The 21,755-nt window shown below is 62.6% G+C and carries 22 protein-coding genes; 10 read left to right on the forward strand and 12 right to left on the reverse strand.

The window, feature by feature from the left end:
- The first annotated feature begins 7 nt into the window (after positions 1 to 7).
- A complete protein-coding gene (locus IEX85_RS06220) occupies positions 8 to 1,087 on the forward strand; it encodes an XdhC family protein (RefSeq protein WP_188859556.1) in 1,080 nt (359 codons plus the stop codon).
- Here IEX85_RS06220 and IEX85_RS06225 read toward each other — a convergent pair.
- Complete coding sequence (locus IEX85_RS06225) at positions 1,033 to 1,392, reverse strand: 2Fe-2S iron-sulfur cluster-binding protein (protein ID WP_188859557.1); 360 nt, start codon at positions 1,390 to 1,392, stop codon at positions 1,033 to 1,035. The two genes, IEX85_RS06220 and IEX85_RS06225, sit on opposite strands and share 55 nt — an antisense overlap.
- Between IEX85_RS06225 and IEX85_RS06230 the strand changes: the two genes are divergently transcribed.
- Together IEX85_RS06230 and IEX85_RS06235 are read left to right on the forward strand one after the other, a co-directional pair.
- On the forward strand, positions 1,320 to 1,574 hold the full coding sequence (locus IEX85_RS06230) for an SDR family NAD(P)-dependent oxidoreductase (RefSeq protein ID WP_229721810.1): 255 nt from the start codon (positions 1,320 to 1,322) through the stop codon (positions 1,572 to 1,574). The genes IEX85_RS06225 and IEX85_RS06230 overlap by 73 nt on opposite strands.
- Before the next feature lie 133 nt (positions 1,575 to 1,707).
- On the forward strand, positions 1,708 to 2,466 hold the full coding sequence (locus tag IEX85_RS06235) for a DUF2092 domain-containing protein (protein WP_188859559.1): 759 nt from the start codon (positions 1,708 to 1,710) through the stop codon (positions 2,464 to 2,466).
- Between the two features lie 53 nt (positions 2,467 to 2,519).
- Here IEX85_RS06235 and IEX85_RS06240 read toward each other — a convergent pair whose 3' ends face one another.
- The 4 genes from IEX85_RS06240 to IEX85_RS23975 all read right to left on the reverse strand — a co-directional run bounded on the left by IEX85_RS06240 (position 2,520) and on the right by IEX85_RS23975 (position 5,087).
- A complete protein-coding gene (locus IEX85_RS06240; RefSeq protein WP_188859561.1) occupies positions 2,520 to 3,542 on the reverse strand; it encodes a Solitary outer membrane autotransporter beta-barrel domain in 1,023 nt (340 codons plus the stop codon).
- Positions 3,543 to 3,571: 29 nt separating this feature from the next.
- Positions 3,572 to 4,171: an MliC family protein gene (locus IEX85_RS06245; RefSeq protein ID WP_188859562.1), complete on the reverse strand. Its 600-nt coding sequence runs from the start codon at positions 4,169 to 4,171 to the stop codon at positions 3,572 to 3,574.
- A 68-nt stretch (positions 4,172 to 4,239) separates the two neighbouring features.
- Entirely contained in the window at positions 4,240 to 4,686 is a 447-nt protein-coding gene (locus tag IEX85_RS06250) for a hypothetical protein (RefSeq protein WP_188859564.1), read from the reverse strand.
- Positions 4,687 to 4,829: 143 nt separating this feature from the next.
- On the reverse strand, positions 4,830 to 5,087 hold the full coding sequence (locus IEX85_RS23975) for a hypothetical protein (protein WP_229721811.1): 258 nt from the start codon (positions 5,085 to 5,087) through the stop codon (positions 4,830 to 4,832).
- Positions 5,088 to 5,123: 36 nt separating this feature from the next.
- Here IEX85_RS23975 and IEX85_RS06255 point away from each other — a divergent pair, with 36 nt between their 5' ends.
- Positions 5,124 to 6,176 carry an AraC family transcriptional regulator gene (locus tag IEX85_RS06255; RefSeq protein ID WP_229721812.1) on the forward strand — a complete coding sequence of 351 codons (1,053 nt, stop codon included), beginning with the start codon at positions 5,124 to 5,126 and terminating at the stop codon, positions 6,174 to 6,176.
- 228 nt (positions 6,177 to 6,404) lie between these two features.
- Here the strand turns inward: IEX85_RS06255 and IEX85_RS06260 are convergent, their stop codons facing one another.
- Entirely contained in the window at positions 6,405 to 6,872 is a 468-nt protein-coding gene (locus IEX85_RS06260; RefSeq protein ID WP_188859567.1) for a group I truncated hemoglobin, read from the reverse strand.
- Between the two features lie 140 nt (positions 6,873 to 7,012).
- Complete coding sequence (locus IEX85_RS06265; RefSeq protein ID WP_188859569.1) at positions 7,013 to 8,356, reverse strand: ABC transporter substrate-binding protein; 1,344 nt, start codon at positions 8,354 to 8,356, stop codon at positions 7,013 to 7,015.
- 171 nt (positions 8,357 to 8,527) lie between these two features.
- Between IEX85_RS06265 and IEX85_RS06270 the strand changes: the two genes are divergently transcribed.
- The gene (locus tag IEX85_RS06270; RefSeq protein WP_188859571.1) at positions 8,528 to 10,276 is read left to right on the forward strand and encodes an adenylate/guanylate cyclase domain-containing protein; all 1,749 of its coding nucleotides are present in this window, start codon (positions 8,528 to 8,530) and stop codon (positions 10,274 to 10,276) included.
- A gap of 498 nt (positions 10,277 to 10,774) precedes the next feature.
- The gene (locus IEX85_RS06275; protein ID WP_188859573.1) at positions 10,775 to 11,746 is read left to right on the forward strand and encodes a magnesium transporter CorA family protein; all 972 of its coding nucleotides are present in this window, start codon (positions 10,775 to 10,777) and stop codon (positions 11,744 to 11,746) included.
- 435 nt (positions 11,747 to 12,181) lie between these two features.
- On the opposite strand, the gene IEX85_RS06280 is transcribed toward IEX85_RS06275, so the two are convergent.
- The gene (locus tag IEX85_RS06280) at positions 12,182 to 13,072 is read right to left on the reverse strand and encodes a LysR family transcriptional regulator (RefSeq protein ID WP_188859575.1); all 891 of its coding nucleotides are present in this window, start codon (positions 13,070 to 13,072) and stop codon (positions 12,182 to 12,184) included.
- A gap of 213 nt (positions 13,073 to 13,285) precedes the next feature.
- Here IEX85_RS06280 and IEX85_RS06285 point away from each other — a divergent pair, with 213 nt between their 5' ends.
- Genes IEX85_RS06285 through IEX85_RS06300 form a run of 4 tightly spaced genes read left to right on the forward strand, consistent with a single transcriptional unit; the run spans position 13,286 to position 17,060 of the window.
- Positions 13,286 to 13,960: a histidine phosphatase family protein gene (locus IEX85_RS06285; protein ID WP_188859577.1), complete on the forward strand. Its 675-nt coding sequence runs from the start codon at positions 13,286 to 13,288 to the stop codon at positions 13,958 to 13,960.
- 11 nt (positions 13,961 to 13,971) lie between these two features.
- Positions 13,972 to 15,195, forward strand: coding sequence for an acyl-CoA dehydrogenase family protein (locus IEX85_RS06290; RefSeq protein WP_188859578.1), 1,224 nt, complete (start codon positions 13,972 to 13,974; stop codon positions 15,193 to 15,195).
- A gap of 11 nt (positions 15,196 to 15,206) precedes the next feature.
- A complete protein-coding gene (locus IEX85_RS06295; RefSeq protein ID WP_188859580.1) occupies positions 15,207 to 16,238 on the forward strand; it encodes a phosphotransferase in 1,032 nt (343 codons plus the stop codon).
- A gap of 57 nt (positions 16,239 to 16,295) precedes the next feature.
- The gene (locus tag IEX85_RS06300; protein ID WP_188859582.1) at positions 16,296 to 17,060 is read left to right on the forward strand and encodes an SDR family oxidoreductase; all 765 of its coding nucleotides are present in this window, start codon (positions 16,296 to 16,298) and stop codon (positions 17,058 to 17,060) included.
- A gap of 267 nt (positions 17,061 to 17,327) precedes the next feature.
- On the opposite strand, the gene IEX85_RS06305 is transcribed toward IEX85_RS06300, so the two are convergent.
- From IEX85_RS06305 to IEX85_RS06320, 4 genes are all read right to left on the reverse strand, one after another.
- A complete protein-coding gene (locus IEX85_RS06305; protein ID WP_188859583.1) occupies positions 17,328 to 18,290 on the reverse strand; it encodes an MBL fold metallo-hydrolase in 963 nt (320 codons plus the stop codon).
- 243 nt (positions 18,291 to 18,533) lie between these two features.
- Positions 18,534 to 18,758, reverse strand: coding sequence for a DUF2783 domain-containing protein (locus tag IEX85_RS06310; protein WP_188859585.1), 225 nt, complete (start codon positions 18,756 to 18,758; stop codon positions 18,534 to 18,536).
- Positions 18,759 to 18,769: 11 nt separating this feature from the next.
- Positions 18,770 to 20,446, reverse strand: a complete 1,677-nt coding sequence (locus IEX85_RS06315; RefSeq protein ID WP_188859586.1) for an FAD-dependent oxidoreductase — start codon at positions 20,444 to 20,446, stop codon at positions 18,770 to 18,772.
- A 284-nt stretch (positions 20,447 to 20,730) separates the two neighbouring features.
- Complete coding sequence (locus IEX85_RS06320; RefSeq protein ID WP_188859588.1) at positions 20,731 to 21,663, reverse strand: LysR family transcriptional regulator; 933 nt, start codon at positions 21,661 to 21,663, stop codon at positions 20,731 to 20,733.
- Positions 21,664 to 21,755 lie beyond the last annotated feature (92 nt).

Raw genomic sequence — 21,755 nt, forward strand, 5'->3', positions numbered from 1 at the left:
GACAACGATGAACAACCAGCTCGTGCATCAGCTGCGCCAGTGGCATCCGCAGCGCAACGCTCGGCAATGGGTGCTCGGCACAGTGTATCGCACCGAGGGGCCCTGCTACCGCAAGGCCGGCGCGATGATGCTCTTCAACGATCTCGGCCAGCAATTCGGCATGCTCAGCGGCGGCTGCCTCGAATCCGATATCCAGCAACAGGCCCGCCGGGTGATGCAAAGCGGCAGGGCCGTCAAGCTTCGCTACGACGGTAGCGACGAGGACGACCTGGCCTTCCGGCTCGGTATCGGCTGCGGCGGCACCGTGCATATCCTGCTGCAGCCGGTCACGCCGGAAAACGGCTTTTTGCAGCTGGACCGGGTGCTGCAGGCCCTCGACCGGCGCGGTAGCGGTGTCTACCGGCAGCGTATCCCGACCGCCCGCGGCGAAGTCGAGTGCCGTTTCGAGGACCTGAATACGGCCGATCGGGCGGTGGGCGACCGCCACAGCGAGCTGTGCGACGAAGGCGACGCCAGCTGGCTCAGGACGGTCATCGTGCCGCCTCCGCACCTGCTGGTGATAGGCGGCGGAATCGATGCCCGGCCGCTGGTCACCCTGGCCCATGAACTGGGCTGGCAGACCAGCCTCTGGGACCCGCGCCCCGCCAACGCGCGCCGCGAGTTTTTCATGACCGCCGACCGGATCATCGACGCTGCCGTCGAAACGCTGCCCGCCTACTGCCGGGAGCAAGCGGTCGACGCCGCGGTGCTGATGAGTCATAACGTCGGCCTCGATGCCGCCGCGCTGCGGGTGCTGCAGGACAGTCCGCTGCGCTACCTTGCGCTGCTGGGTCCGCGCAATCGTCGCGAGCGGGTCTTCGACGAAGCCGGCGTCGCCGATGAACGGCTGACCACGCCGGTATCCGGGCCGGCCGGTCTGGATATCGGCGCCGAGCTGCCGGAAAGCATCGCCCTGGCGATACTGGCCGAATGCCATGCGCGACTGCAGCGCCGCGATGGACGGCCGCTGAGCCTTGGGCCCAGCACCGGCCCTCAGCACTCGACCTCCAGGTCCCCCGTCACCTCGGAGCAGCAGGACAGGACATAGCCCTTGGCAATTTCCTCGTCGCTGATGCCGCCGTTGTGCATCATGTTCACGGACCCGGAAACCAGCTGCACCCGACAGGCGCCGCAGATACCGATGCCGCAGACCTTGGGAATGTGAACGCCGACTTCCAGCGCCGCCTCGTTGAGGTTGCTGCCAAGCGCTACCGACGCGGCGATGCCGGACTCGGCGAAGCGCACCGTTGCCAGCTCGAGCGTCAGGCTCTCGAGATCCTGTGCCGCTTCGTCGGCGTGGCGGCGGCAGCATCCTCGACATCGGGTCCATCGAAGGCATTGGCGCCAACCCATGGCATGCGGCCTACTGCAGCTCCAAGACCGGCGTGCATGGATTTACGCGGGCCATGGCGGCCGATCTCGGGCACGACGGTATCCGCTGCAACGCCATCGCGCCGGGCTGGATCAAGACACACTCATGGCCGAGCAGCGTAAAACTTCCTTCGACGCTGCTGCCCGACTTCCCGCTATTATAAAAACCCGGCCCGATGCCGTGCGCTGTTATAGACTCCATGGCAAGATGCACAGACGGGGTCGGCGGATAACGGTGAATCCGTATCCTGGTGCCACCCTGCCATGGAACACAGGGAACGCAGAAGGAAACGACGAATGACAGGAAGACTGTTCGTGCCGGTGCTGCTCAGTGCCGCTGCCTATACCACGGGATGCGCCACCCAGGCGGCTCAGGAACCCCAGGTCGACCCCGCGACAGCGGGCGTCCTGCTCGAGGCCTGCACCCGTCTGCGCGAAGCGCCGGCGTTCAGCGTGCGCATCGATACCAGCTACGACCTGGTCATGGACAACGGCCGCAAGATACAGCTGAGCCGGCGCGATGATGTCGCGCTGGCGCGCCCCGACCAGCTGAGTGTCCGGGTGACCGACGATATCGGCGAACGCGCCGTCTATTACAGCGGCAGCCTGATCACCGAGGCGCTGCCCGAGCGCGGTATCTATGCCTCCTCTGCAGCGCCGGAGTCGATCGATGCGATGCTCGACAGGGCCGCCGAAGAAGGCGTCGTCATGCCCTTCGAGGACCTTCTGCGTTCCCGCCCGTGCGGCGCCTTCGCCGACGCCATCGAGACCGGTGCCTACCTCGGGCTGCACTACGTCGACGGCGACTGGCGGCATCATCTGCAGCTGACCACCGAAGAAGCCAACTACCAGGTATGGGTTTCGGATCTCGAAGCCCCGACGATCGACAAGGTGGTGGTGGACGTGCCCAAAATGGACGGTGCTCCGCAGCTCACGGCCGTTTTCTCGGACTGGAACTTCGCGCCGGCGTTCGAGCCGGGCAGTTTCCGGTTCACGCCCGACGAAAGCATGCAGCAGGTCGGTTTTCCGATCAGGGTCAACGGCGCGGCCCGTTAACAGCGGCGCGGGTGGCGCCAGGATCAGCGCTCACCCGCCCGTTCCGATACGTGCTAGAACTCGTGTGACAGCACCAGGCTCCAGCCGTCGACGTCGTCGCCGACAATGGTTTTGAGCCCCAGACGCCAGATATCGTTTCGGTGACCGCCGGGCCGCGGGCTGAGTTGCAGCGCCAGGCCCGCTTCACTGAAGTGGGTAAAGCCCAGCGAATCCCGATTCGAGCCGTAGAAGCGGGTATGCCCCAGCAGCAAAACCCAGTCCAGCGGGTGCCCCTGCAGTTCCAGCCCGGTCGCATGCGCGGTGTTGAATTCCACATCCAGCGCCGTGACGCCGCTGCTGAATTCGACGAACTCGCTCGACTCGTTGACTGTCTCGAGGCGGTTGCGCGACACGCTTGCCAGTAGCTCCGTGGTAAAACCGCCGAACTGGCGGCGGTAGTCCATACCAAGCGCCGCGCCATAAACCACGGCGTCTGTCTTCCAGTCGAAAATGATGTTCTTGAAAGCCGGCCGCAGCACCGTTTCCGACAGCAGCCCCGAATAGTCTGCGGTGTTTTCGAGACGGGCGTACCCCAGGCTCAGGGTGGGCAGCAGTATCAGGTTGTCACTGAGCGGCACCTCGAAGCCGCCGTCGATCAGCAGTCCATAGGTTTCCCAGTCGGACCTGATGCTCTCGCCGAAACCGAGATCGAAACGGGAGTAGAGATCCTGGTAGGCAAGCACAGCCTGCACGAAGGGTCTTGGGACATTTTCATCTTCACCGAACACGAAGCGCAGCGGAATACGATAGACATCGAGCTGCGTATCCTCGGCACCGTCGGATTCGGTGTCCGGACGAAACGAGGCGGTACTGATCTGCGGACTCACGGCAAAGCTCACCAGTGCCGCGTAACCTGCGCCAAGGCGCCTGGGGTCGAAACTGTCGATAACGGCCTGCCGCGCCGCGGCGAGTTCATCATCCGATAATGCGGATGCCGCAGGCGCAGCCACAGGACCCAGCAGCGATAGCGCCACAACGAGAGCCTGGACCCACCGGGTACCATCACCGACCCGGCCCGCAGATGGTGCGTTTGGCATCCGTCACTCCTGCAATCCTGTCCGTATCATTACTGTTCGCGCGGCCGGCATTTCATGGTCGGCGCCTCGAACCCCCAGGTGATCATCGCCTCGCCCTGATGTTCCCAGAAGCTTTCGTTACGCCCCTCGTACTTGGCCCCGCTGCCGCTTGGCTGCACGAACATCAGCGATACGCTGTCGCCATACTCGGCGATCAGCGTTGCCGGTTCGGTTTCGAAGTAGGTCACCACCACCTCATTGGCCGGCTGATCATCGCAGACAAAGAAGACAGGCCCGTTACCGGAGACCAGGCGGTAACGCGCCTGCAGCTCGGCAATCCGATGGCGGTACTCGGACTCGACGCAGGCGTGCTTGTCCTCGCGCTTCCAGCACTCGTTGCGACCCTTGATCCAGCCGCGCTGCTCCGCCTTCAGCACCGGCGGCTGCTCGTTGACCGCAATCTCCGCCGCCTGGCCGTAGACCGAGGCAAGCTCCCGGTCCAGCGCGGACAGTTGCGCATCGAGGCATACCAGATCCTCGATACTGCCCGAGGCGACATTGTCGCAGCTGAAAGAAGGCCCTTCGCCGGCGGCCCGGACGAGCCCGGCGGAAAACAGGACCACCCCCAGGACAAATGCTGTCAGCTTCATCGAAACCACCTCCCTTCCCAGATTCCGTTGCGCGCCCCGCCCGCTCCGGGGACAGCCGCCGCGCAGAGTCATTCCCAGAAATGCGGCGTCTCGGGGTCGTCCCGGTGCGCCTGCGCCTGACGACAGAAGCCGGTCTGGTCCAGCGCGCCCTCGGCCATGAACAGCCCCATCACAAGGCCGTAGCTGAACAGCAGGTGCTGCTTGAAGTGCTCGGCTTCGTCAGCGCTGTAGTCATCGGCCTGTGGCGTTAGCTCGTCGAAGGCCTGGACGAATTTCGCCCGGTCGACATCGAAGCTGTCGCACAGGCCATCCACCGCCGTGGCGTAACTCAAATCGTTCAACACCTGCTGCTGTTGCGGAGCGAGAAACCCCTCGAGCAAGTCATCGACCTGGCGCCAGGCCTCCTGCAACTGCTCGTGCGGCGGCGCCCCCCCGCCGGCAGACAGCGCCGTTCCCGGCAGCATCATCGCTGCAACCAGAATCAGGCCAACCGGCATCAAGGTGCGCATGTGCATTGCAAGCTTCCAATCCAGGACTGCATCTGCGTGCAGGTCCGCTGGCGGTGAATCCGCACGCGGGGACTTGCATAACCCATAAGGCGCCGCGCCGGACCATTTCAGTCTAGACAATAAAAACGGCGCCAACTGACCCGCGCCGCTCATCGCTCCAGACTCTCGCCCGCCTCGAAACCGGCCGGGCTCAGCCAGGGTGCTCTGGTGGAAATCGCCTCCAGCAGCGCGGCGGCCTTCGACGCCGATCCCGTTGCCTGGACGGTGCACGAGAATCTTCCGATCCACTGCGCCCCTGACCGCACCGGTGCTGCCGGTATGAAGGTCACCGTCACAATGCGCCGGAACCAGGGTGGCGTCCGTGCAATGCGGAACGCCCGTACCCGGCGCCTCACTTGATTCGCCATGACGAAACTATCAATAATGCTCCGGACAAGCACAATATGGTCAGCCGGAACATGGCGGAACAATTTCCTACCTTCAAGATCAGAAGCGGCGCATTGACCGGCTTCGCCGAGCTCTGTCGCCGCTATCAGCTGAATCCCATCCGGCTGCTGGCGCTGGAGGACCTTTCTCCGACGGTGCTTCGCTCGTACGACATCAGTATTCCTTACGATAGCCTTATCCGCGTGCTTGAACATGCCGCAACCGAGGCCGACGACCCGCTGTTCAGCCTGCGGCTATCTTTACGCCATGGCATCGAAACAATTGGCCCGCTGGGGCTGCTGGCAGGCCAGTGCAATTCGCTTGCCGAAAGCCTGGAGACATTTAAAAAATATGTTCACTTTCATGCACAGGGCATTGAAATCGATGTAAAAACCGAAGGAAACAAAGCCCTCCTGACCTACAGCGCAAACGTGAATACCGAGGTCAACCTTATCCAGCTGGTTCAGCTTGGCGTTGGACGCTGTTTCAATATCCTGCGCGACCTCAGACCCGAGGGGATGCCTGTTTCAGCGGTCCAGTTCCAGCACGCGCAGCAGGCCCCGACGGAAGACTATGAAAAACTGCTCGGGGCCAGGGTGCTCTTCAATCAGCCCCACAATGCCGTCATATTCCCGGCGCGTTACCTGACTGCAACACCCAACCGCACCTCGTCCGAAGTGCGCAGATACTTCGAAACCTATATCGAACGCGCCGGTGGCAAAAGTGAAAAACCCCTGGAGCTACAGGTCACCCAGTTAATCCGCGAACTGATGCCGACAGGCGAGGCAACCGCATCCACCGTGGCGAAACTGCTCGGTATGAATATCCGGGTCCTGCAGCGCGAGCTGCAGGCCATGGACACCAGCTTCAGGTCGCTGCTGGAAACCGTACGCTACGAGCTTGCCCGCGAGTGGATGACCAACAGCGCGACACCGCTGACGGATCTCGCTCTGCAACTGGGCTATTCTGAGCTCAGCGCTTTCTCCCGGGCCTTCAAGCGCTGGAGTGGTTCTTCACCGCAGCAGTGGCAGGAAGAGCAGTGGCGAAAAATCCACGGCAGCCCGTCTTAGAACTCCCCTCAATCGCATCAAAACGCTAGCTCCTATCCGAACGTCTGAACCTCGGCACGAATATCGTCGGTCACCGCACCCATCGGCTCGTCATCAAGCTTACGATGGTTTGCATGGTCTGTTTGCCGCTCTCGTACGTCGCGGCAGGCATCGCCGACTTTCTGGCACAATAAATGTTGAGCCCGGCATGCCGGTGACGGCCCCCTTTTCACAGGGGAAGCTGGCCGGTCACTCGGCCACGATATCTTCTCGGGTGGAGCCGACGATATCCAGCAGCTCCCCGCTTTCGGCCTCAGGAACCTGATGCTTCGCCAGTACCTGCTTGAACAGCTCCACCATTCGATCCCATTCCGACGCTGAGATGTTCAGGTGGGCGTGGGCGGTTTTCATATCGCGCCCCGTATATTGGCAGGGGCCACCGGTCACCTGGCACACCATAGCGGTGACCTGGTACTTGAGGTAGGGAGATGGCACCGACTTGCGCGCCGCGTCGATCGCCGGGTTGGCGTTGAGCGTCTCGTCCGGTACCAGAACATCGATAAAGTCGCTGACGACAACCGATATCGGCGCCAGGCCGCCAAGCCGGTCATACAACGAGGGGGGCGCCACTTCCGTTTGCGCGAGCGCACCAGCGCCCGGTAACAGCAACGCGGCGACAAGGCTGCCACGTCTCAATGCTTCGGATAATCCAGTCATGGTTTATCTCCCACTGGGGTCTTTACGTTTTTACCCGAACAGCGAGCCGACAAGTATTCGGGCACGCAGTCGGCGGGAACCGCCCGCCTCCGTTTAACGTCAGTTTAGTTTGAAGGGCCGGTATCGGCCTGCGATGACGGTTAATCGAAAGCGGCGGTCCAGGGCGGCGCCGCGAAGCGCATGTCGGCGTAGCGCAACGGCCAGACGATCTTCGACTCGCCGTCGAACAGCTGCACCATCGGGAAGTAGAACCCCTCCATGAAGCGCCCGGTCATCACCTCGTTGACGGACACGGCGTGGGCACCCGGCTGGCGCGCATAGCGGTACAGGTTCCAGATGCCCCGGTAGGCAGTGCGGTGGACGGTGCGAATCAGGCGCTCGCGGTCGAGACTGGCAGCGGCGTTGAGCGCCCGGATCGACATACGCATGTAATCGTAGTGCAAGCCGGCGGCAACGATATTGGGATACTGGCCGTACCGGGCCTGGTAACGCCGCACCCACCAGCGCTGCCACAGCGCGATGGGCATCGCCGAGTCCATGCAGATGGCATAGTTCGAGGCCTCGCCGGTGCGGCGATACCAGTCGCTGCTGCCGCGCAGCGAGTCGGCCACCAGCAGTGCCGCGAGCGCCTCCTCTCGAAATTGCCGTACAAAGCTGCTGGCGGCGACATTGCCGGAATTGGTCATCGCCAGGAAGGACACCTCTTGCTGCCGGAAATGGCGCAGTATCCGGCGATAGTCGGTCTGCTCGAGCCCGACCGGGTCGGCGACCTGCACCTCGAAGTCCAGCCGCCGCAGGGTCGCGGCCATCGCTTCGCCCCAGCTCTCGCCCCAGGGCGTATCCTCGACGACGATGGCGGCCCTGAGGCTGGCGGGCCGCCACAGTCCCTGGCGGCGAAAGTGACTCAGCGGCTCGAGATACTGCGGTATCAACCGCGCCGGTGAGGGCCAGCCCTTGAACCAGCCCCCGTAGCGCACCGGATCGGCATTGAGCCGGTCGGCGATCGCCTGCCCCGAGGCCACGTTGCCCAGGTGCACCATGCCAAGATCCGCCTCGACCTCCATGACCGCCAGCGCCACGGCGGTGTGCCAGCCGCCGAACATCAGCTCGACTTCGCCACGCGCGAGAACATCCCCGACCGCGTCGGCGGCAATGACGGGGTCCGAGCGGCTGTCGATCCAGACCGGCTCGATGCGTCGTTGCCGGCCGTCGATCAGCAGCGGCAACTCGCCTTCGGCGCCGGCATCGTCGAGCGCCATCTCGATCCCCTGACGGATGTCGCGCCCGGTGCCACTGGCCGGCCCGCCGAACGGTCCCATAACGCCGATGCGCAGCGCCGTCGGCGCTTCGGCCGTGGCGACCCGCCGGACGCCAGGCAGCAGGGCGCTTGCCACCAGCAACCCGGAACTCGTCAGCAAGCGGCGGCGCCCGGGTGAGCGCGCACCGGCGCAGGATCTGCATTCGACCTCGCCCTTGTTGCCCATCGACTCTCTCCTCAGCGTCGCTGCCCTGCGCGTTGCCGGCAACAGGGCCACCCACGCGAAAAAGCGCTAGGCTCTGAATAGCTGACGACCCGCGACGGGTCCGGACCGCATCCCGGTCGGACGGATGAGGGCAGCACCATGCGCTTTATGAAGAATAGCCTGAAGGCGAGAATGACCGCCTACTTCCTGCTGGTGTCGATGACGGTCGTCATCGGCCTGGCGGCGGCTTCCTACCGGCTGTCCGCAAGCCGGCTCGAAGCCATGGCGATCGCCCGCTTCGAAGTGATCGCCGAATACAAGCAGCAGGAGATCGACGACTTCATCGCCGGTCAGGCGGATACCGTCACCCAGCTCGCAGCCCTCGAGGAGCTGCGCGCGGCAGGGCTGGCGCTGCTGGCCCAGCGGCCCGGCACCGCGCCCTACCAGAGCGCCTACCTGAAGCTGGCCAATACGCTGTTCAATGCCACCTACCGCGGTTCCTGGGCGGTGATGGCGACCGACCTCACCGATATCCTGCTGATCGAGCTGGCCAGCGGACGGGTGTTCTTCTCCACCGATCCCGATGACGAGGGTGATCTGCGGCAGGAAGCGCTACCGGCTCCCGGCGGACGACAGGACACCGAAGTCAGGCCGGTCTACCGCCCCCCGGGCACCGACAAGCCGCGACTGACCATTTCGGCACCGCTGCTCGATCAAGAGGGCGAGCCCTACGCGCTGATGGAGGCCCATATCCGACTGCCGATCCTGGTCGAAATCGTCAGCCGGCGAGCGGGAATGGGCCAGACCGGCGACTCCTATCTCGTCGACAGCGGTCACCGCCTGGTGGCGACCGCGCCCTTCACCCGCAACGATGCGGCCGGCGAAGTGCACAGTGTCGGTATCGACAGCGCCGTCGCCGGTCAGAACGGCGCGCAGCATTACATCGATTACAGCGGCAATCCGGTGATCGGCAGCTATCGCTGGCTGCCCGGGCTCGGCCTTGCGTTGCTGACGGAAATCGGCACCAGCGAGGCGCTGCAACCGGCGACCCGGCTGGGCGGGTCGATTCTGGTGCTGGGCATGGGGTCGGTGCTGCTGCTGGGTATCGGCATCTACCTGATCGCACGCCAGATCGCGCGACCCATACTGGCGATTACGGCCACCGCCCACGAGATCGCCCTGGGCGACCTGAGGCAGCGGGCGCCGGTCCTGGCTCACGACGAAACCGGCGACCTGGCCACCAACTTCAATGAGATGATCGACCGGCTGAGGGATACCCTGGATCTGCTATCCGACGAAAAGCAGAAGTCGGAACAGCTGCTGCTCAACATCCTGCCGGCACCGATCGCCGAGCGACTCAAACGCGGCGAGGGCACCATCGCCGACAGCTTCGCCAATGTCAGCATCATGTTCGCCGATATCGTCAACTTCACGCCGCTGGCATCGTTGCTGCCCCCGACCCGCCTGGTGGAACTGCTCAACGAGATCTTCACCGAATTCGACCGCCTGTGCGAGATCCGCGGGCTGGAAAAGATCAAGACGATCGGCGACGCCTACATGGTCGTGGCGGGCCTCCCCGCGCTACGCGACGATCATGCCCGGGTCGTGGCCGACATGGCACTGGACATGCTCGACGCCATCGAGGACTTCAACCGCCGCCACCAGCTCGAACTGATGCTGCGCATCGGCATCAACAGCGGTCCCGTGGTCGCCGGGGTGATCGGCACCAAGAAGTTCATCTACGACATCTGGGGCGACGCGGTCAACATCGCCTCGCGCATGGAGTCCCAGGGCGTCACCGGCCGCATCCAGGTCTCCGAAGCGACCTATGCCTACCTTGAACCCTTTTACCACTTCGACGATCGCGGCATCATCAGCATCCGCGGCAAGGGCGAGATGCGCACCTGGGTACTTGTCGGACGCAAGCAGCGGCCCGACTGAACGCGGCGGGAGCTGCGTCAAGCTCGACATTGAAGCAACACCATACCGAGCTTCAGCGAAGCGTCAACGGATTGCCGGCGTTTCACCCCGAACGTCGGCTACAGCCCCGTAACTTAGGATCCAGGCCTCCGGGCGAATGCCTGTTACAAGGATCTCTTGCACGCATTTGAAGCGATGGCGCAGTCGTAGACCTGTATCAGGCTAGGAGCTGGGTGCTCTGTCCCCGGAATTACGCTCGGACACGCACGACTCAGAGTCGATTGTCGTCCGTAAGGTGGAGATCAAGCATCTGGTCCCCGCAATGATGGCTGGCAAGCTGCAGCTGACCGATACCCGGGAGCTGTCGGCTGAGCAGATCGCTTAACCTTACAAGTCGCTGGCTGGTATCGAGCCCGGATTCCCGAGCCTGCACGATCGGCAGGTCCGGCAGAGGGAAACCGCTTTTGCGTTACACTTTGTAAGCGCACGGGGCTTCCTTGAATCGACCGGGTCTTGCCGATGACATTTGCCATCGAGTTCAACTTCAACACCAAGCAGGAACGCCCGGTGTCCCTGGACGAGATCGAGGCGACTCCGGCAAGCGGACTTTACTACTGGATCGACCTGAAGGCCGAGCCAAAGGCGACGGTGAGGGCTTTCCTCGAGCGGATGCAGATCGACCGGCTGATCCTGGACCTGCTGCTAGACGATGAGCCCCCGCCAAGACTCAACGTGTTTTCCTCCTGCCTGCACTTCACGCTGCGCGAAGCCCGCGTGGTGAACGACGACTGGCTCACCGTGCCCGTGGAGGTAGTGCTGGGGCCGCATTTCATGCTCACCTCACATCCGGCGCCTGTCGAGTTTCTCGCCGACATCAGGCAAACCTACAGAGAGGACTTTCATGAGCACAGCCACTCCCCCGGCTTCTTGCTGTTCGAGCTGGCGGACCATCTGACACAGGGTTACCGGCTTGCGCTCAACGCCATCAGCGAGATGATCGAAGACATTCAGTCGCAGATTCTCGGTGAAACGGAAGGCAAAATGTTCCGTGAAGTCCACGACCTGCTCCGCTCGCTGCTGGAATTTCGCAAGATCATCATATCCACCCGGGAGATCGTGCACGAACTGGCGACGCGAAAATCACCTTACGTCAGCCCGACCACGCAGCCGTTTCTGGAGAAAAAAGGCGTGCTGCTGGATCGCCTGAGTGCCGATGTCACCACCGAACGCGAGGTCCTCTCCGAAAGCCTGAACCTCTACATGGGCATCGTCAGTCACCGCACCAACCGGATCGTCACCAAGCTGACGATGGTCAGCATGTTCTTTCTGCCGCTTTCCTTCCTCGCGGCCGTCTACGGCATGAACTTCGGCTCGGCCGACTCCACCATGCCGGAAGTCGGCTGGAAATACGGCTATGTGTTCTTCTGGTGCGTCGCCGCCGCCATCGTCGGCTTTCTGGTGTACTGGATGCGGCGCAATAAATGGTTTTGAACAACACATCACTTTAAAACCAACTGCACGAATTCAATTCATTTCAGGCTAACAGCGCAAAGCCTATGGTGATAAGCCGGTAAATGGATATACCGACCCCTGACTGCAAAAACACACGTTACCTGCCCTGCGACCTGCCAATCAACCACCACTTTGGTAGGTTGGGTGCAGACCCGAAGGGTCGGAACCCAACAGCAGGATGGCAAAGGCCAATTTTCGGATTAGAGAAGCATCGGAGAATTTTTGGCGATACTTTAATTCCCGATTCGTCTGCCGGCGATTCATTTCTCTTGAACATGAAAGAAAAGAATGCAAAGGCGCTCTGCAACATGGCGGAGCCTGAAGGCGCCAGTTCGCTGAGTATAACGGTATTATGGCTGTCAGTTTTACGTTGGACCTCCGACAGATATAACCGAAGGATTGCCGAAATATTCGTCAGTCCTTTACCAGCGAAAGCACAACCTCCCGCAGCCAGCCATGGGCCTTGTCCTGGTCGGCGCTGCGATGCCAGTAGAGATGCCATTCGACCGGTTCAACGGCAAAGGGCAGTTCCAGGACTTTGAGGTTTCGGTTCGTTGCCAGCGACAGGGGCACCGTCAAGGCGAGATCGGTTTCTTCGATCAGTTTCGGTGCAACCAGGTGATGCCTGTTGCGCATCTGGATATTGCGCTGAAAGCCAAGACGGCTCAGCGCCAGGTCGACATGCCCCATTCCCTCCCGACGGTTCGAGATATGAAGATGCGAAAGCGCCAGGTACTGTTCCATAGACAGACTGTCGCCAACCGCCGGGTGATCCCGCCTGACGACACAGACATAGGGAATCGAGATGAGCGGACAGTGGCGCAGATCGGAATGGTTGAGCGTCGGCACATCGATCGCCAGATCCAGCTGCCCGGAGGCCAGTTCCTTGGCCAGGTCCTGTCGTCCGACCGGAAAGCTGGAAAGAGATATGCCCGGCGCTTCCTTTTGCAGCAAGGCGAGTAACCGGGGCAGCAGTACCAGCTCGTTCACATCATGCATGCTCAGCTTGAAGCTGCGCTGCGCCACTCCGGGCTCGAAACGGTCACCGAGCTGAACGCTGGTATCCAGCAGGTGCAGCGCCTCGCGCACGTATCCGATCATGGACTCTGCCACAGGCGTTGGCACCATCGCCCTGGGCGTGCGCACGAACAGCGGGTCATCGAGGCTGTCTCGCAGGCGGCCAAGCGCATTGCTGACGGCCGGCTGACTCAGACAAAGTCGTTCGGCAGCGCGCGTCAGGTTCCGTTCGGCATAGATGGCCTCGAACACCGGGAAAAGGTTGAGATCGACTTTCTGCAGGCGCATTTGGCCGCCACCGTCATTTGCCATATGAATAACGAGGCATAATAACAATCAATTTCAGAAATGATCAACAGCCGCTTAACCTTGTTCTGATGCAGCGCGGAATCCGAAAGCGGCCTGCAGCGACCCGGCAGCCAACGGCTGCGGACAGCTTTTCGCCACCCGTTCAGGATGCCGTGTAACGACTTTCTATGAAATCGACAGACCAACACCATCATGGCTGAGCTTTATCTGACCCGACACGGACAGGCCTCGTTCGACGGCGACAACTATGACCAGCTCTCCCCGCTGGGCAGACAGCAGTGTCTCTGGCTCGGCGAGTACTTTCGCAGTCGCGGGATCCGGTTCGAGCGCATCATCTGCGGCGAGATGGCGCGCCACCGGCAATCGGCCGACGCCATCTGCGAGGGCCTCGGTACGGCGTTGCCGTATGAAATACACGCAGGATTCAACGAATTCGACTTCGAAAAACTGCTGAACGGCTTCGGCAATGCCCATCCGGCCGAGGCGATACGTGACCGGCGCGACCGCAAGCAGGTGTATCGCTGCCTGCGTCGGGCGATGCAGGCCTGGTCGCAGGGGCAGCTGGACGACAGCGCGGTACCCGAAACCTGGGAAGCCTTCGAACAGCGGGTGGCGCTGGCGCTGGACTTCGCCTTCAGCGCGACAACGGGCAACACCCTGGTGTGCAGCTCCGGCGGTCCGATCAGCATGGCGCTTAGCCGGCTGATGGGGTTCGGCGCCGAAACGCTGATCAACACCAACCTGCAGATGCGCAATTCCTCGATAACCCACTGCCTGTATACGCCCGGGCGAGCCTGTATCACGGGCTTCAACCACGTGCCCCATCTCGATATACCGGTACGCCGGTCATCGATCAGTTACAGCTAAGGAGCTCTCCCATGGATTTCGAATGCACCCCGAGGATGCGGGAACTGCGCGACAGCCTGCTGGCGTTCATGGATGAACATATCTATCCGAACGAAGCGCTGTGGGAACAACAGGTTAGCGAGGGTGAGCGCTGGGAACCGCCGGCGATCCTGTCCGAGCTCAAGGAGAAGGCCCGCGCCCGAGGGCTCTGGAACCTGTTTCTGCCGCGCGGCTACGGCGAGTTCAGCCCGGGACTCAGCAACCTGGAGTACGCTCCGCTGGCGGAGATCATGGGCCGGGTCTACTGGGCCCCGGAAGTGTTCAACTGCAACGCACCGGACACCGGCAACATGGAGGTACTGGCCAGGTACGGCAGCCCGGCACAGCAGCAGCGCTGGCTCGGGCCCCTGATGAACGGCGAGATCCGCTCGGCCTTCGCCATGACCGAGCCGGAGCTGGCCTCGTCCGACGCCACCAACGTGGCGACCTCGATCGTGCGGGACGGCGACGATTACCTGATCAACGGCCGCAAGTGGTACATCTCCGGTGCGTGCAACAACCACACCGGCGTCTACATCGTCATGGGCAAGACGGATCCCGACAACAGCAACAAGTACCTGCAGCAGTCGATGATTCTGGTGCCGGCCGGCACTGCGGGGGTCAGGGTCGTGCGTCCGATGCAGGTCTTCGGCTACGACGACGCCCCCGAAGGCCACGCCGAACTGGTGTTCGACAACGTCCGCGTACCGGCCGGCAACCTGCTGCTCGGCGAGGGCCGGGGCTTCGAGATCGCCCAGGGGCGGCTGGGCCCCGGCCGTATCCACCACTGCATGCGGAGCATCGGACTCGCCCAGCGCGCGCTCGAGCAGATGTGCGTTCGCGCCGAAACCCGGGTCGCCTTCGGCCAGCCGCTGAGCAAGCAGCAATCGGTGCGCGAGGCGATCGCCCTCTCCGCCTGCGAAGTCGAGCAGGCCCGCCTGCTGACGCTCAAGGCCGCGGCGAAAATGGATCAGGGCGGCAACAAGGCCGCCAAGGACCTGATCGCGATGATCAAGATCGTCGCCCCGAACATGGCCTGCACGGTGATCGACCGGGCGATCCAGATTCACGGCGCCGCCGGCGTCAGCCAGGACAGCTTCCTGGCCCGCGCCTACGCAATCGCCCGCGCCATCCGGCTCGCCGATGGTCCCGATCAGGTCCATATGATGCAACTGGGACGCAACCTGTCCCGCGAGCTCCACGAACGCGCCCAGTAAGGAGAACAAGCATGACCCGCGCCGTCGAAAGCCTCGATCTGACCACGCTTCAGCCTTATCTGGAAGCCCATGTAGAGGGCTTTCAGGGACCGATGCAGGTCGAAAAGTTCTCCGGTGGGCAGTCCAACCCGACCTTCAGGATCGGCGCCCGGTCCGGCACCTATGTGCTGCGCCGCCAGCCCCCGGGAAAACTGCTGAAATCGGCCCACGCCGTGGACCGCGAGTACCGGGTACTGAAAGCGCTCGCCGGCACCGACGTGCCGGTGCCCCGCGTGTACCATCTGTGCGAAGACCCCGCCGTGATCGGATCGATGTTCTACCTCATGGAGTTTGTCGAGGGGCGAATATTCTGGGATGCGGCGCTACCGGAGGTCGGCAGGCAGGACCGTGCCGCGATCTACGACGAGATAAACCGGGTGCTGGCGGCGCTGCACTCGGTGGATATCGACGCCCTGGGGCTCGCCGATTACGGCAGGCCCGGCAACTACTTCCAACGCCAGTTCGATCGCTGGAGCGGCCAGTACCGTGCCTCCGAACTCGAGCGCATCGAGCCGATGGAGCAGCTCATGGCCTGGCTCGAGCGCAACATACCCGAAGACGATGGCCGGGTATCGCTGGTGCACGGCGACTATCGTCTCGACAATCTGATGCTGCACCCGACCGATCCCCGGGCCGTCGCCCTGCTGGACTGGGAGCTTTCCACCCTCGGTCATCCTTTCGCCGACCTCGGCTACCTGTGCATGCTGATGCGCATGCCTGTCATCGGCACCGTCGCCGGACTGCGCGGCAGGGACATAGATGCGCTGGGGATTCCATCCGAACGGGAATACGTCGCAACCTACTGCGCGCGAATGGGCATCGACGGCATCGACAACTTCGGCTTCTACGTCGCCTTCAGCTTCTTCCGCCTCGCCGCCATCATCCAGGGCGTTGCGAAACGTGCTATCGACGGCAATGCCTCCAGCCGAAAAGCCGCCGGGATGGGACAGCACGTCGGCCCCCTGGCCGAGCTCGCTCTGGAAGCGATCGCCGGGCAGCCATGAGCATCAACGCCCTCGCCGTCGCTCCCTAAATCACAGACGTCTTACAGGAGAAGATCCATGAGCACGAACCTTTTCGACCTGAACGGCAAAATCGCGCTGGTCACCGGCGCCAGCCGCGGTATCGGCGAAGCCATCGCCCGCCTGCTGGCAAAGCAAGGCGCCCACGTGATTATTTCGAGCCGCCGGCTCGAGGACTGCCAACAGGTCGCACAGAGTATCCTGGCCGACGGCGACAGCGCCGAAGCACTGGCCTGCCACGTCGGCAGCATGGAGGCGATCGAAACCTGCTTCCGGCAGATCCGCGAGACCCACGGCCGACTCGATATCCTGGTCAACAACGCCGCCACCAATCCCTATTACGGCCACGTGCTGGACACCGACCTCGCCGCCTATCAAAAGACGGTGGACGTGAATCTGCGCGGCTACTTCTTCATGTCCGTCGAGGCCGGCAAAATGATGAAAGCCCAGGGCGGCGGCGCCATCGTCAATGTCGCCTCGGTCAACGCCCTGCAACCCGCCGAGTACCAGGGCATCTACTCCATCACCAAGGCGGCGGTGGTCAACATGACCAAAACCTTCGCCAAGGAGTGCGGCCGCTTCGGCATTCGCGTCAACGCGCTGCTACCGGGCCTGACCCGGACCCGATTCGCCGCCGCCCTGTTCCAGCAGCCGGACCTCTACGAGCAGTGCGTGAGCAACATCCCGCTGCACCGCCACGCGGAACCCGACGAGATGGCCGGCACGGTGCTGTACCTGGTATCCAATGCCGCCAGCTACACCAACGGCGAATGCATCGTCGTCGACGGCGGCCTTACGTTATAGGAATATCTCACAAAAGCGGACCAGGAGATGCGCCATGCTCGCGATCTGCGCGCCCGACAACAGCTACATGACCGGACAGGCGATCGCCCTGGACGGAGGCGTCTCCGCCTACTGACAGTGGAGCCGCGCCTCGCGACGTAGTCACAAAAAAAACCGGCGGACCCGAAGGTACGCCGGCGTTTTGTAGGATGGGTGGAGTGCAACGCAACCCATCAATCATCTGTTGGGTAACGGCCCTGCGGGCCTTCACCCAACCTACAGGTATCGTTAGTCCTGCAGCTGGTCCCAGACTTCCTGGTCGCGCTCGGCGGTCCAGATGCGCGGCCAGTCGATACCTTCGTACTCGTCCCACAGACGCTGCACGTCGAACGGCAGGCAGTGTTCGAAAATCGGCCACTGGCCGAACTTCGGCGCCAGGTGGTCGCGGGTCGCCTCAAAGGCTTCCTTCAGGGTGCCGCCACGCTTGTGGACTTCACCGACCTTTTCCTTCATGCCGTTGAGGAAGCCGCGGGTCTGCTCGATCGCGGCATCGACCGCTTCGCGACCACGGGCCACGGCGCCACGACCGCCGACCAGTACCTCGGCTTCGAAAGCCTTGACCTGATCCAGCGTCTGGGTGGACCAGTCGAAGTGGAAGGCGTCGCCGGTGTAGAGCGCAGCTTCGGCTTCGACCAGGTCGCCGGCGAACAGGACCTTCTGCTTCGGCAGCCAGGCGACGATATCGCCGGCGGTATGACCGCGACCGCAGTACTGCAGCACCAGGTTGCCGCGATCGCCGCCCAGCGGGATTTCCAGACGGTCGTTGAAAACGATGTCCGGATGGGTCAGACCCGGGATGCCTTCCGGTTCGCGGAACAGGCGCGGCATGCGGCCGTATTCGCTGTCCCAGTCCTGCTTGCCGCGTTCCTCGATCAGGAACCTGGTCTTCTCGTGGGCGATGATGCTCTCGGCCTTGAAGGCGGAGGCGCCCAGCACACGCACGGCGTGATAGTGCGACAGCACCAGATACTTCACCGGCTTGTCGGTGTGCTTGCGCAGCATTTCCAGCCAGTCGTTGGCCGCTTTCGGCGTGGCACGGGCCTCGAACGCGATGATGAAGTCTTCCGCCTCGATGGCGCCGACGTTGGGGTCGCCTTCGGCGGTCAGGGCGTAAACGCCGTCGGCCAGGATTTCGAGGGTTTCGGTCTTGTCACCAAGGTCCGCAGAGGACGCAAAGGGTTTCTTAGCCATGTGATTCAGTACCTTTTTCAGCATAGGTCGCGGGGCTCCGCGATCCTGTTTTGTTTGCCACCGGGCGCGTCGGGCGCCCGAATGTCACCCTGCAATCGGACTGACAAATTACCAGCATACGTTCTTATTTGTAACCAACCCATCGAAATGATTGCGATAAGATGGGTCGAAAATCCGGTAATTTGTCCATTTATCCGACAGAAACACGAAACAAGAGCCGTGTTTCCGTCTTTTCTAAAACCATCAGATCTCGCGTTTCAGCTCCGGCGCCGGCGGCAGATGCTCGCGGGCAATGCGCGTCGCCTCTGCCACCACTTCGCTGTCGCCGATATGGTTGGCCAGCAGCAGAATCAGACGGGCATTGACGTCCGCGCTCTGTTCCGGCTCGAGACCACGGTGCAGTTCGGTCAACAGCTCGTAGACGTCATCCGGAGCCGCCATGTTGTTATCGAGAATCAGTTTCGCCATTTTCGCTCTCCTCAGTGTCCGATTGCCTTGCGCTGAATCGCGATAACGCGGTCAGCATCGAAGCGACGCATACGACCGCAGACATGCTGGTCCGGACGCATCAGGTAACAGGTGCCCGGCTGCCCGTCGAAGCGCTCGGCCACCACGCCCAGGCTATCGACCAGCAGCTCGACGCCCTGCGGCAGAGCGATATCCAGCGGCTGCGGCGAGACCAGATAGCTGTAGACGGGCAGCTCGGCCTGCGCCAGCGCCTGCAGCTGCGCCAGATCGGCGTCCGTCGGCAGGTTCTGCGGATCGACGAACAGCAGGGTGCGGAATTCGTTGCCCAGGCTGCTCAGCAGGTAGTCTTCCTGGCCGTTGCGCAGCACCGGGCCATCGGTACTCGGCGCGCCCGGCATCATGCGCCCGGCAAATGCCTCGGTATCCGGCGTATTGAGGCTGGAATCGACGTAGGTCGAGGGCACCGACAGACGACCGGAATTGACCAGACTGCGGGCGAAACCATAGTTGCGCGACAGATTCAGCACCGCGTCGCGGAACTGGTGGCTGGCCTCGTTCTTGGGCGTGATGAAGTCGGTCGAGCGGGTCGAGTTCTTGATGTTTTCATCCGCCGCGTACAGGCGCTCTTCGGTATAGCTGTCCAGCAGCGAAACCGGAGCCTTGCCATCCAGCACCAGCGCCAGTTTCCAGGCCAGGTTGTCGGTGTCCTGGACGCCGGAGTTGGCACCGCGGGCGCCGAAGGGCGACACCTGATGCGCCGAGTCGCCGGCGAACAGCACGCGGCCCTGACGGAAATCGTCCATGCGGCGGCAGCAGAAGGTGTAGACGCTGGCCCACTCCAGCTCGAACTCGACGTCCTCGCCGAGAAAGGCCTTGACGCGCGGAATGATGTTTTCCGGCTTCTTCTCTTCCTCCGGGTCCGCGTCCCAGCCGAGGTCGAAGTCGATGCGCCAGACGTTGTCGGGCTGGCGGTGCAGCAGCGTGGACTGGCCGTCGTGGAACGGCGGATTGAACCAGAACCAGCGCTCCGGCGGGAAGCATTTCGGGTCCATGATGACGTCAGCGATCAGGAAGCGATCCTGGAAAACCTGGCCGCTGGACGTCAGGCCGCACATCGCGCGGATATCGGAGTTGGCGCCGTCGCAGGCGACCAGGTACTCGGCCTCGAGCTCGTACGGGCCGTCCGGCGTCTCGACGGTGAGACGCACGCAATCCTCGGCCTGAGAGAGCGCGGTGATCTTGTTCTTCCAGCGCAGGTCCACTTCGTCCAGCGTCTGGATGCGATCGACCAGGTACTGCTCGATATAGTACTGCTGCAGGTTAATGAAACCCGGGCGACGGTGGTGCTCTTCCGGCAGCATATTGAAGCTGTAGACTTCGCTTTCCTCGAAGAACACCTTGCCGACGTTCCAGGTCACGCCTTTTTGCATCATGCGCTCGCCGACGCCGAGACGATCCATGATCTCGATCAGGCGCTTGGCGTAGCAGACCGCACGGGAGCCAAAGCTGACGGTGTTGTTGTCGTCCAGCACCACAACAGGAACCTTGTGCAGCGCCAGGTCGATGGCCATCGCCATGCCGATAGGGCCGGCACCACCGATTACGACGGGGCGACGCACAGCGGTACCGGCATCCTGATCGGCGCTGCGGATGTAAGGATATTCGGGAAACTCGTAGGTCTTTATCATCGTTCAGGCTCTTGTTCTTCTAAGCAGGTTGTTCCTCGGTATGAAGATTAGCTTACAGAAGAATAGTGGCGGGATAATCGGCCGGTTGCGCACAAGATTATTTCCCCGAGAGAAAGAATACGAGGGAGCGCGAGGCGTTCGCTCGCGGAGCGAGCGCCTACCTGCATTTGTTCTCGAGCGTGCCGATTGAAGCCAGTCGATCCGTAAAATGATCGATATGACGGGTTACGCCGCCTCAATGCCGTGCCACACGGACAACCGTATCTCGCGCGACTTCAGCCATCCTAAGCCTCCACGCCCGCCTCCGGCAGGCGCTGGGGTATATGCTCGGCCAGCCAGCTTTCGAAGAACTCGATAAAGCGGGCAACCTTGAGCGTTGCCGCGTCGCGGGTCGGGTAGAAGGCATAGGCGCTGAGCCGATCCGGTGCCGCACGCGGAAACACCGGCACTATGTCACCGCAGGCAACGTGATCCGCGATCAGGAAGGATGCCAGATTGGCAATTCCGCGCCCCGCCAGCACGGCTTCGCGCACTACCACGCTGTTGTTGGCCTTGAGGTCGCCGTCGACCTCCACCGGATCCGCGCTGGTGCCAGGCTCGGCCACCAGCCACTGATGGGCATTCTCGGCGTGCACGAACACCAGGCAGTTGTGCTGTTTCAGCTCCTCCGGCGACGCGGGCCAGCCGTTCGCGGCCAGGTAGCCCGGCGCTGCGCAGATAAACATCGGCAGGTCACAGAGCTTGCGGGCCACCAGACTCGAATCCGCCAACTGCTGTCCCTTGATCCGGATCATCAGGTCATAACCCTCGCGGACCATGTCCGGCATGCGGTCGTCCAGGGTTACGTCGAGCTGAACATCGGGGTAGCGCGCCATAAAGTCCGGCAGCGCCTTTGCCAGCACCTGCTGGCCAAAGGTCATGTTGCAGGAGATGCGCAGCTGACCGCGCGGCTCACCCTGCAGCCCGGCCACCAGGTTCTCGGCCTCGCTGACTTCGCTCAGTACCCGCTTGCACTGATGGTAGACGGCATCACCGATATCGGTGACGCTGAGACTGCGTGTGGTGCGGTGCAGCAGGCGCGCCTTGAAATGCTGCTCGAGCATGGCGACCTGCTTGCTGACTGCGGAACTCGACACACCCTGCTCCGCCGCCGCGCGGGTAAAGCTCTCCAGCTCGACCACGCGCACAAAAAGATTCATCGCCGACAGTAAATCCATGGTATCCCTGCAGGAGCGGCGTATTCAAAAGCAAGGGCCCTTCCCCGCCGCGAATGGGTTGGCACTGCAGCCGGTTTCGGCTGCGGACAGGG

It is taken from the genome of Marinobacterium nitratireducens (genome assembly GCF_014645375.1).
Lineage (GTDB): Bacteria > Pseudomonadota > Gammaproteobacteria > Pseudomonadales > Balneatricaceae > Marinobacterium_A > Marinobacterium_A nitratireducens.

What these genes read in the sequence shown, in the direction of transcription:
- IEX85_RS06220 (WP_188859556.1), top strand. Translation starts at nt 8, where the DNA reads ATGAACAACCAGCTCGTGCATCAGCTGCGCCAGTGGCATCCGCAGCGC.
- IEX85_RS06310 (WP_188859585.1), bottom strand. Translation starts at nt 18,758, where the DNA reads ATGGCGAAACTGATTCTCGATAACAACATGGCGGCTCCGGATGACGTC.
- IEX85_RS06280 (WP_188859575.1), bottom strand. Translation starts at nt 13,072, where the DNA reads ATGCGCCTGCAGAAAGTCGATCTCAACCTTTTCCCGGTGTTCGAGGCC.
- IEX85_RS06255 (WP_229721812.1), top strand. Translation starts at nt 5,124, where the DNA reads ATGGTCAGCCGGAACATGGCGGAACAATTTCCTACCTTCAAGATCAGA.
- IEX85_RS23975 (WP_229721811.1), bottom strand. Translation starts at nt 5,087, where the DNA reads ATGGCGAATCAAGTGAGGCGCCGGGTACGGGCGTTCCGCATTGCACGG.
- IEX85_RS06285 (WP_188859577.1), top strand. Translation starts at nt 13,286, where the DNA reads ATGGCTGAGCTTTATCTGACCCGACACGGACAGGCCTCGTTCGACGGC.
- IEX85_RS06320 (WP_188859588.1), bottom strand. Translation starts at nt 21,663, where the DNA reads ATGGATTTACTGTCGGCGATGAATCTTTTTGTGCGCGTGGTCGAGCTG.
- IEX85_RS06265 (WP_188859569.1), bottom strand. Translation starts at nt 8,356, where the DNA reads ATGGGCAACAAGGGCGAGGTCGAATGCAGATCCTGCGCCGGTGCGCGC.
- IEX85_RS06290 (WP_188859578.1), top strand. Translation starts at nt 13,972, where the DNA reads ATGGATTTCGAATGCACCCCGAGGATGCGGGAACTGCGCGACAGCCTG.
- IEX85_RS06235 (WP_188859559.1), top strand. Translation starts at nt 1,708, where the DNA reads ATGACAGGAAGACTGTTCGTGCCGGTGCTGCTCAGTGCCGCTGCCTAT.
- IEX85_RS06300 (WP_188859582.1), top strand. Translation starts at nt 16,296, where the DNA reads ATGAGCACGAACCTTTTCGACCTGAACGGCAAAATCGCGCTGGTCACC.
- IEX85_RS06315 (WP_188859586.1), bottom strand. Translation starts at nt 20,446, where the DNA reads ATGATAAAGACCTACGAGTTTCCCGAATATCCTTACATCCGCAGCGCC.
- IEX85_RS06260 (WP_188859567.1), bottom strand. Translation starts at nt 6,872, where the DNA reads ATGACTGGATTATCCGAAGCATTGAGACGTGGCAGCCTTGTCGCCGCG.
- IEX85_RS06245 (WP_188859562.1), bottom strand. Translation starts at nt 4,171, where the DNA reads ATGAAGCTGACAGCATTTGTCCTGGGGGTGGTCCTGTTTTCCGCCGGG.
- IEX85_RS06250 (WP_188859564.1), bottom strand. Translation starts at nt 4,686, where the DNA reads ATGCACATGCGCACCTTGATGCCGGTTGGCCTGATTCTGGTTGCAGCG.
- IEX85_RS06225 (WP_188859557.1), bottom strand. Translation starts at nt 1,392, where the DNA reads ATGGGTTGGCGCCAATGCCTTCGATGGACCCGATGTCGAGGATGCTGC.
- IEX85_RS06305 (WP_188859583.1), bottom strand. Translation starts at nt 18,290, where the DNA reads ATGGCTAAGAAACCCTTTGCGTCCTCTGCGGACCTTGGTGACAAGACC.
- IEX85_RS06275 (WP_188859573.1), top strand. Translation starts at nt 10,775, where the DNA reads ATGACATTTGCCATCGAGTTCAACTTCAACACCAAGCAGGAACGCCCG.
- IEX85_RS06240 (WP_188859561.1), bottom strand. Translation starts at nt 3,542, where the DNA reads ATGCCAAACGCACCATCTGCGGGCCGGGTCGGTGATGGTACCCGGTGG.
- IEX85_RS06270 (WP_188859571.1), top strand. Translation starts at nt 8,528, where the DNA reads ATGACCGCCTACTTCCTGCTGGTGTCGATGACGGTCGTCATCGGCCTG.
- IEX85_RS06295 (WP_188859580.1), top strand. Translation starts at nt 15,207, where the DNA reads ATGACCCGCGCCGTCGAAAGCCTCGATCTGACCACGCTTCAGCCTTAT.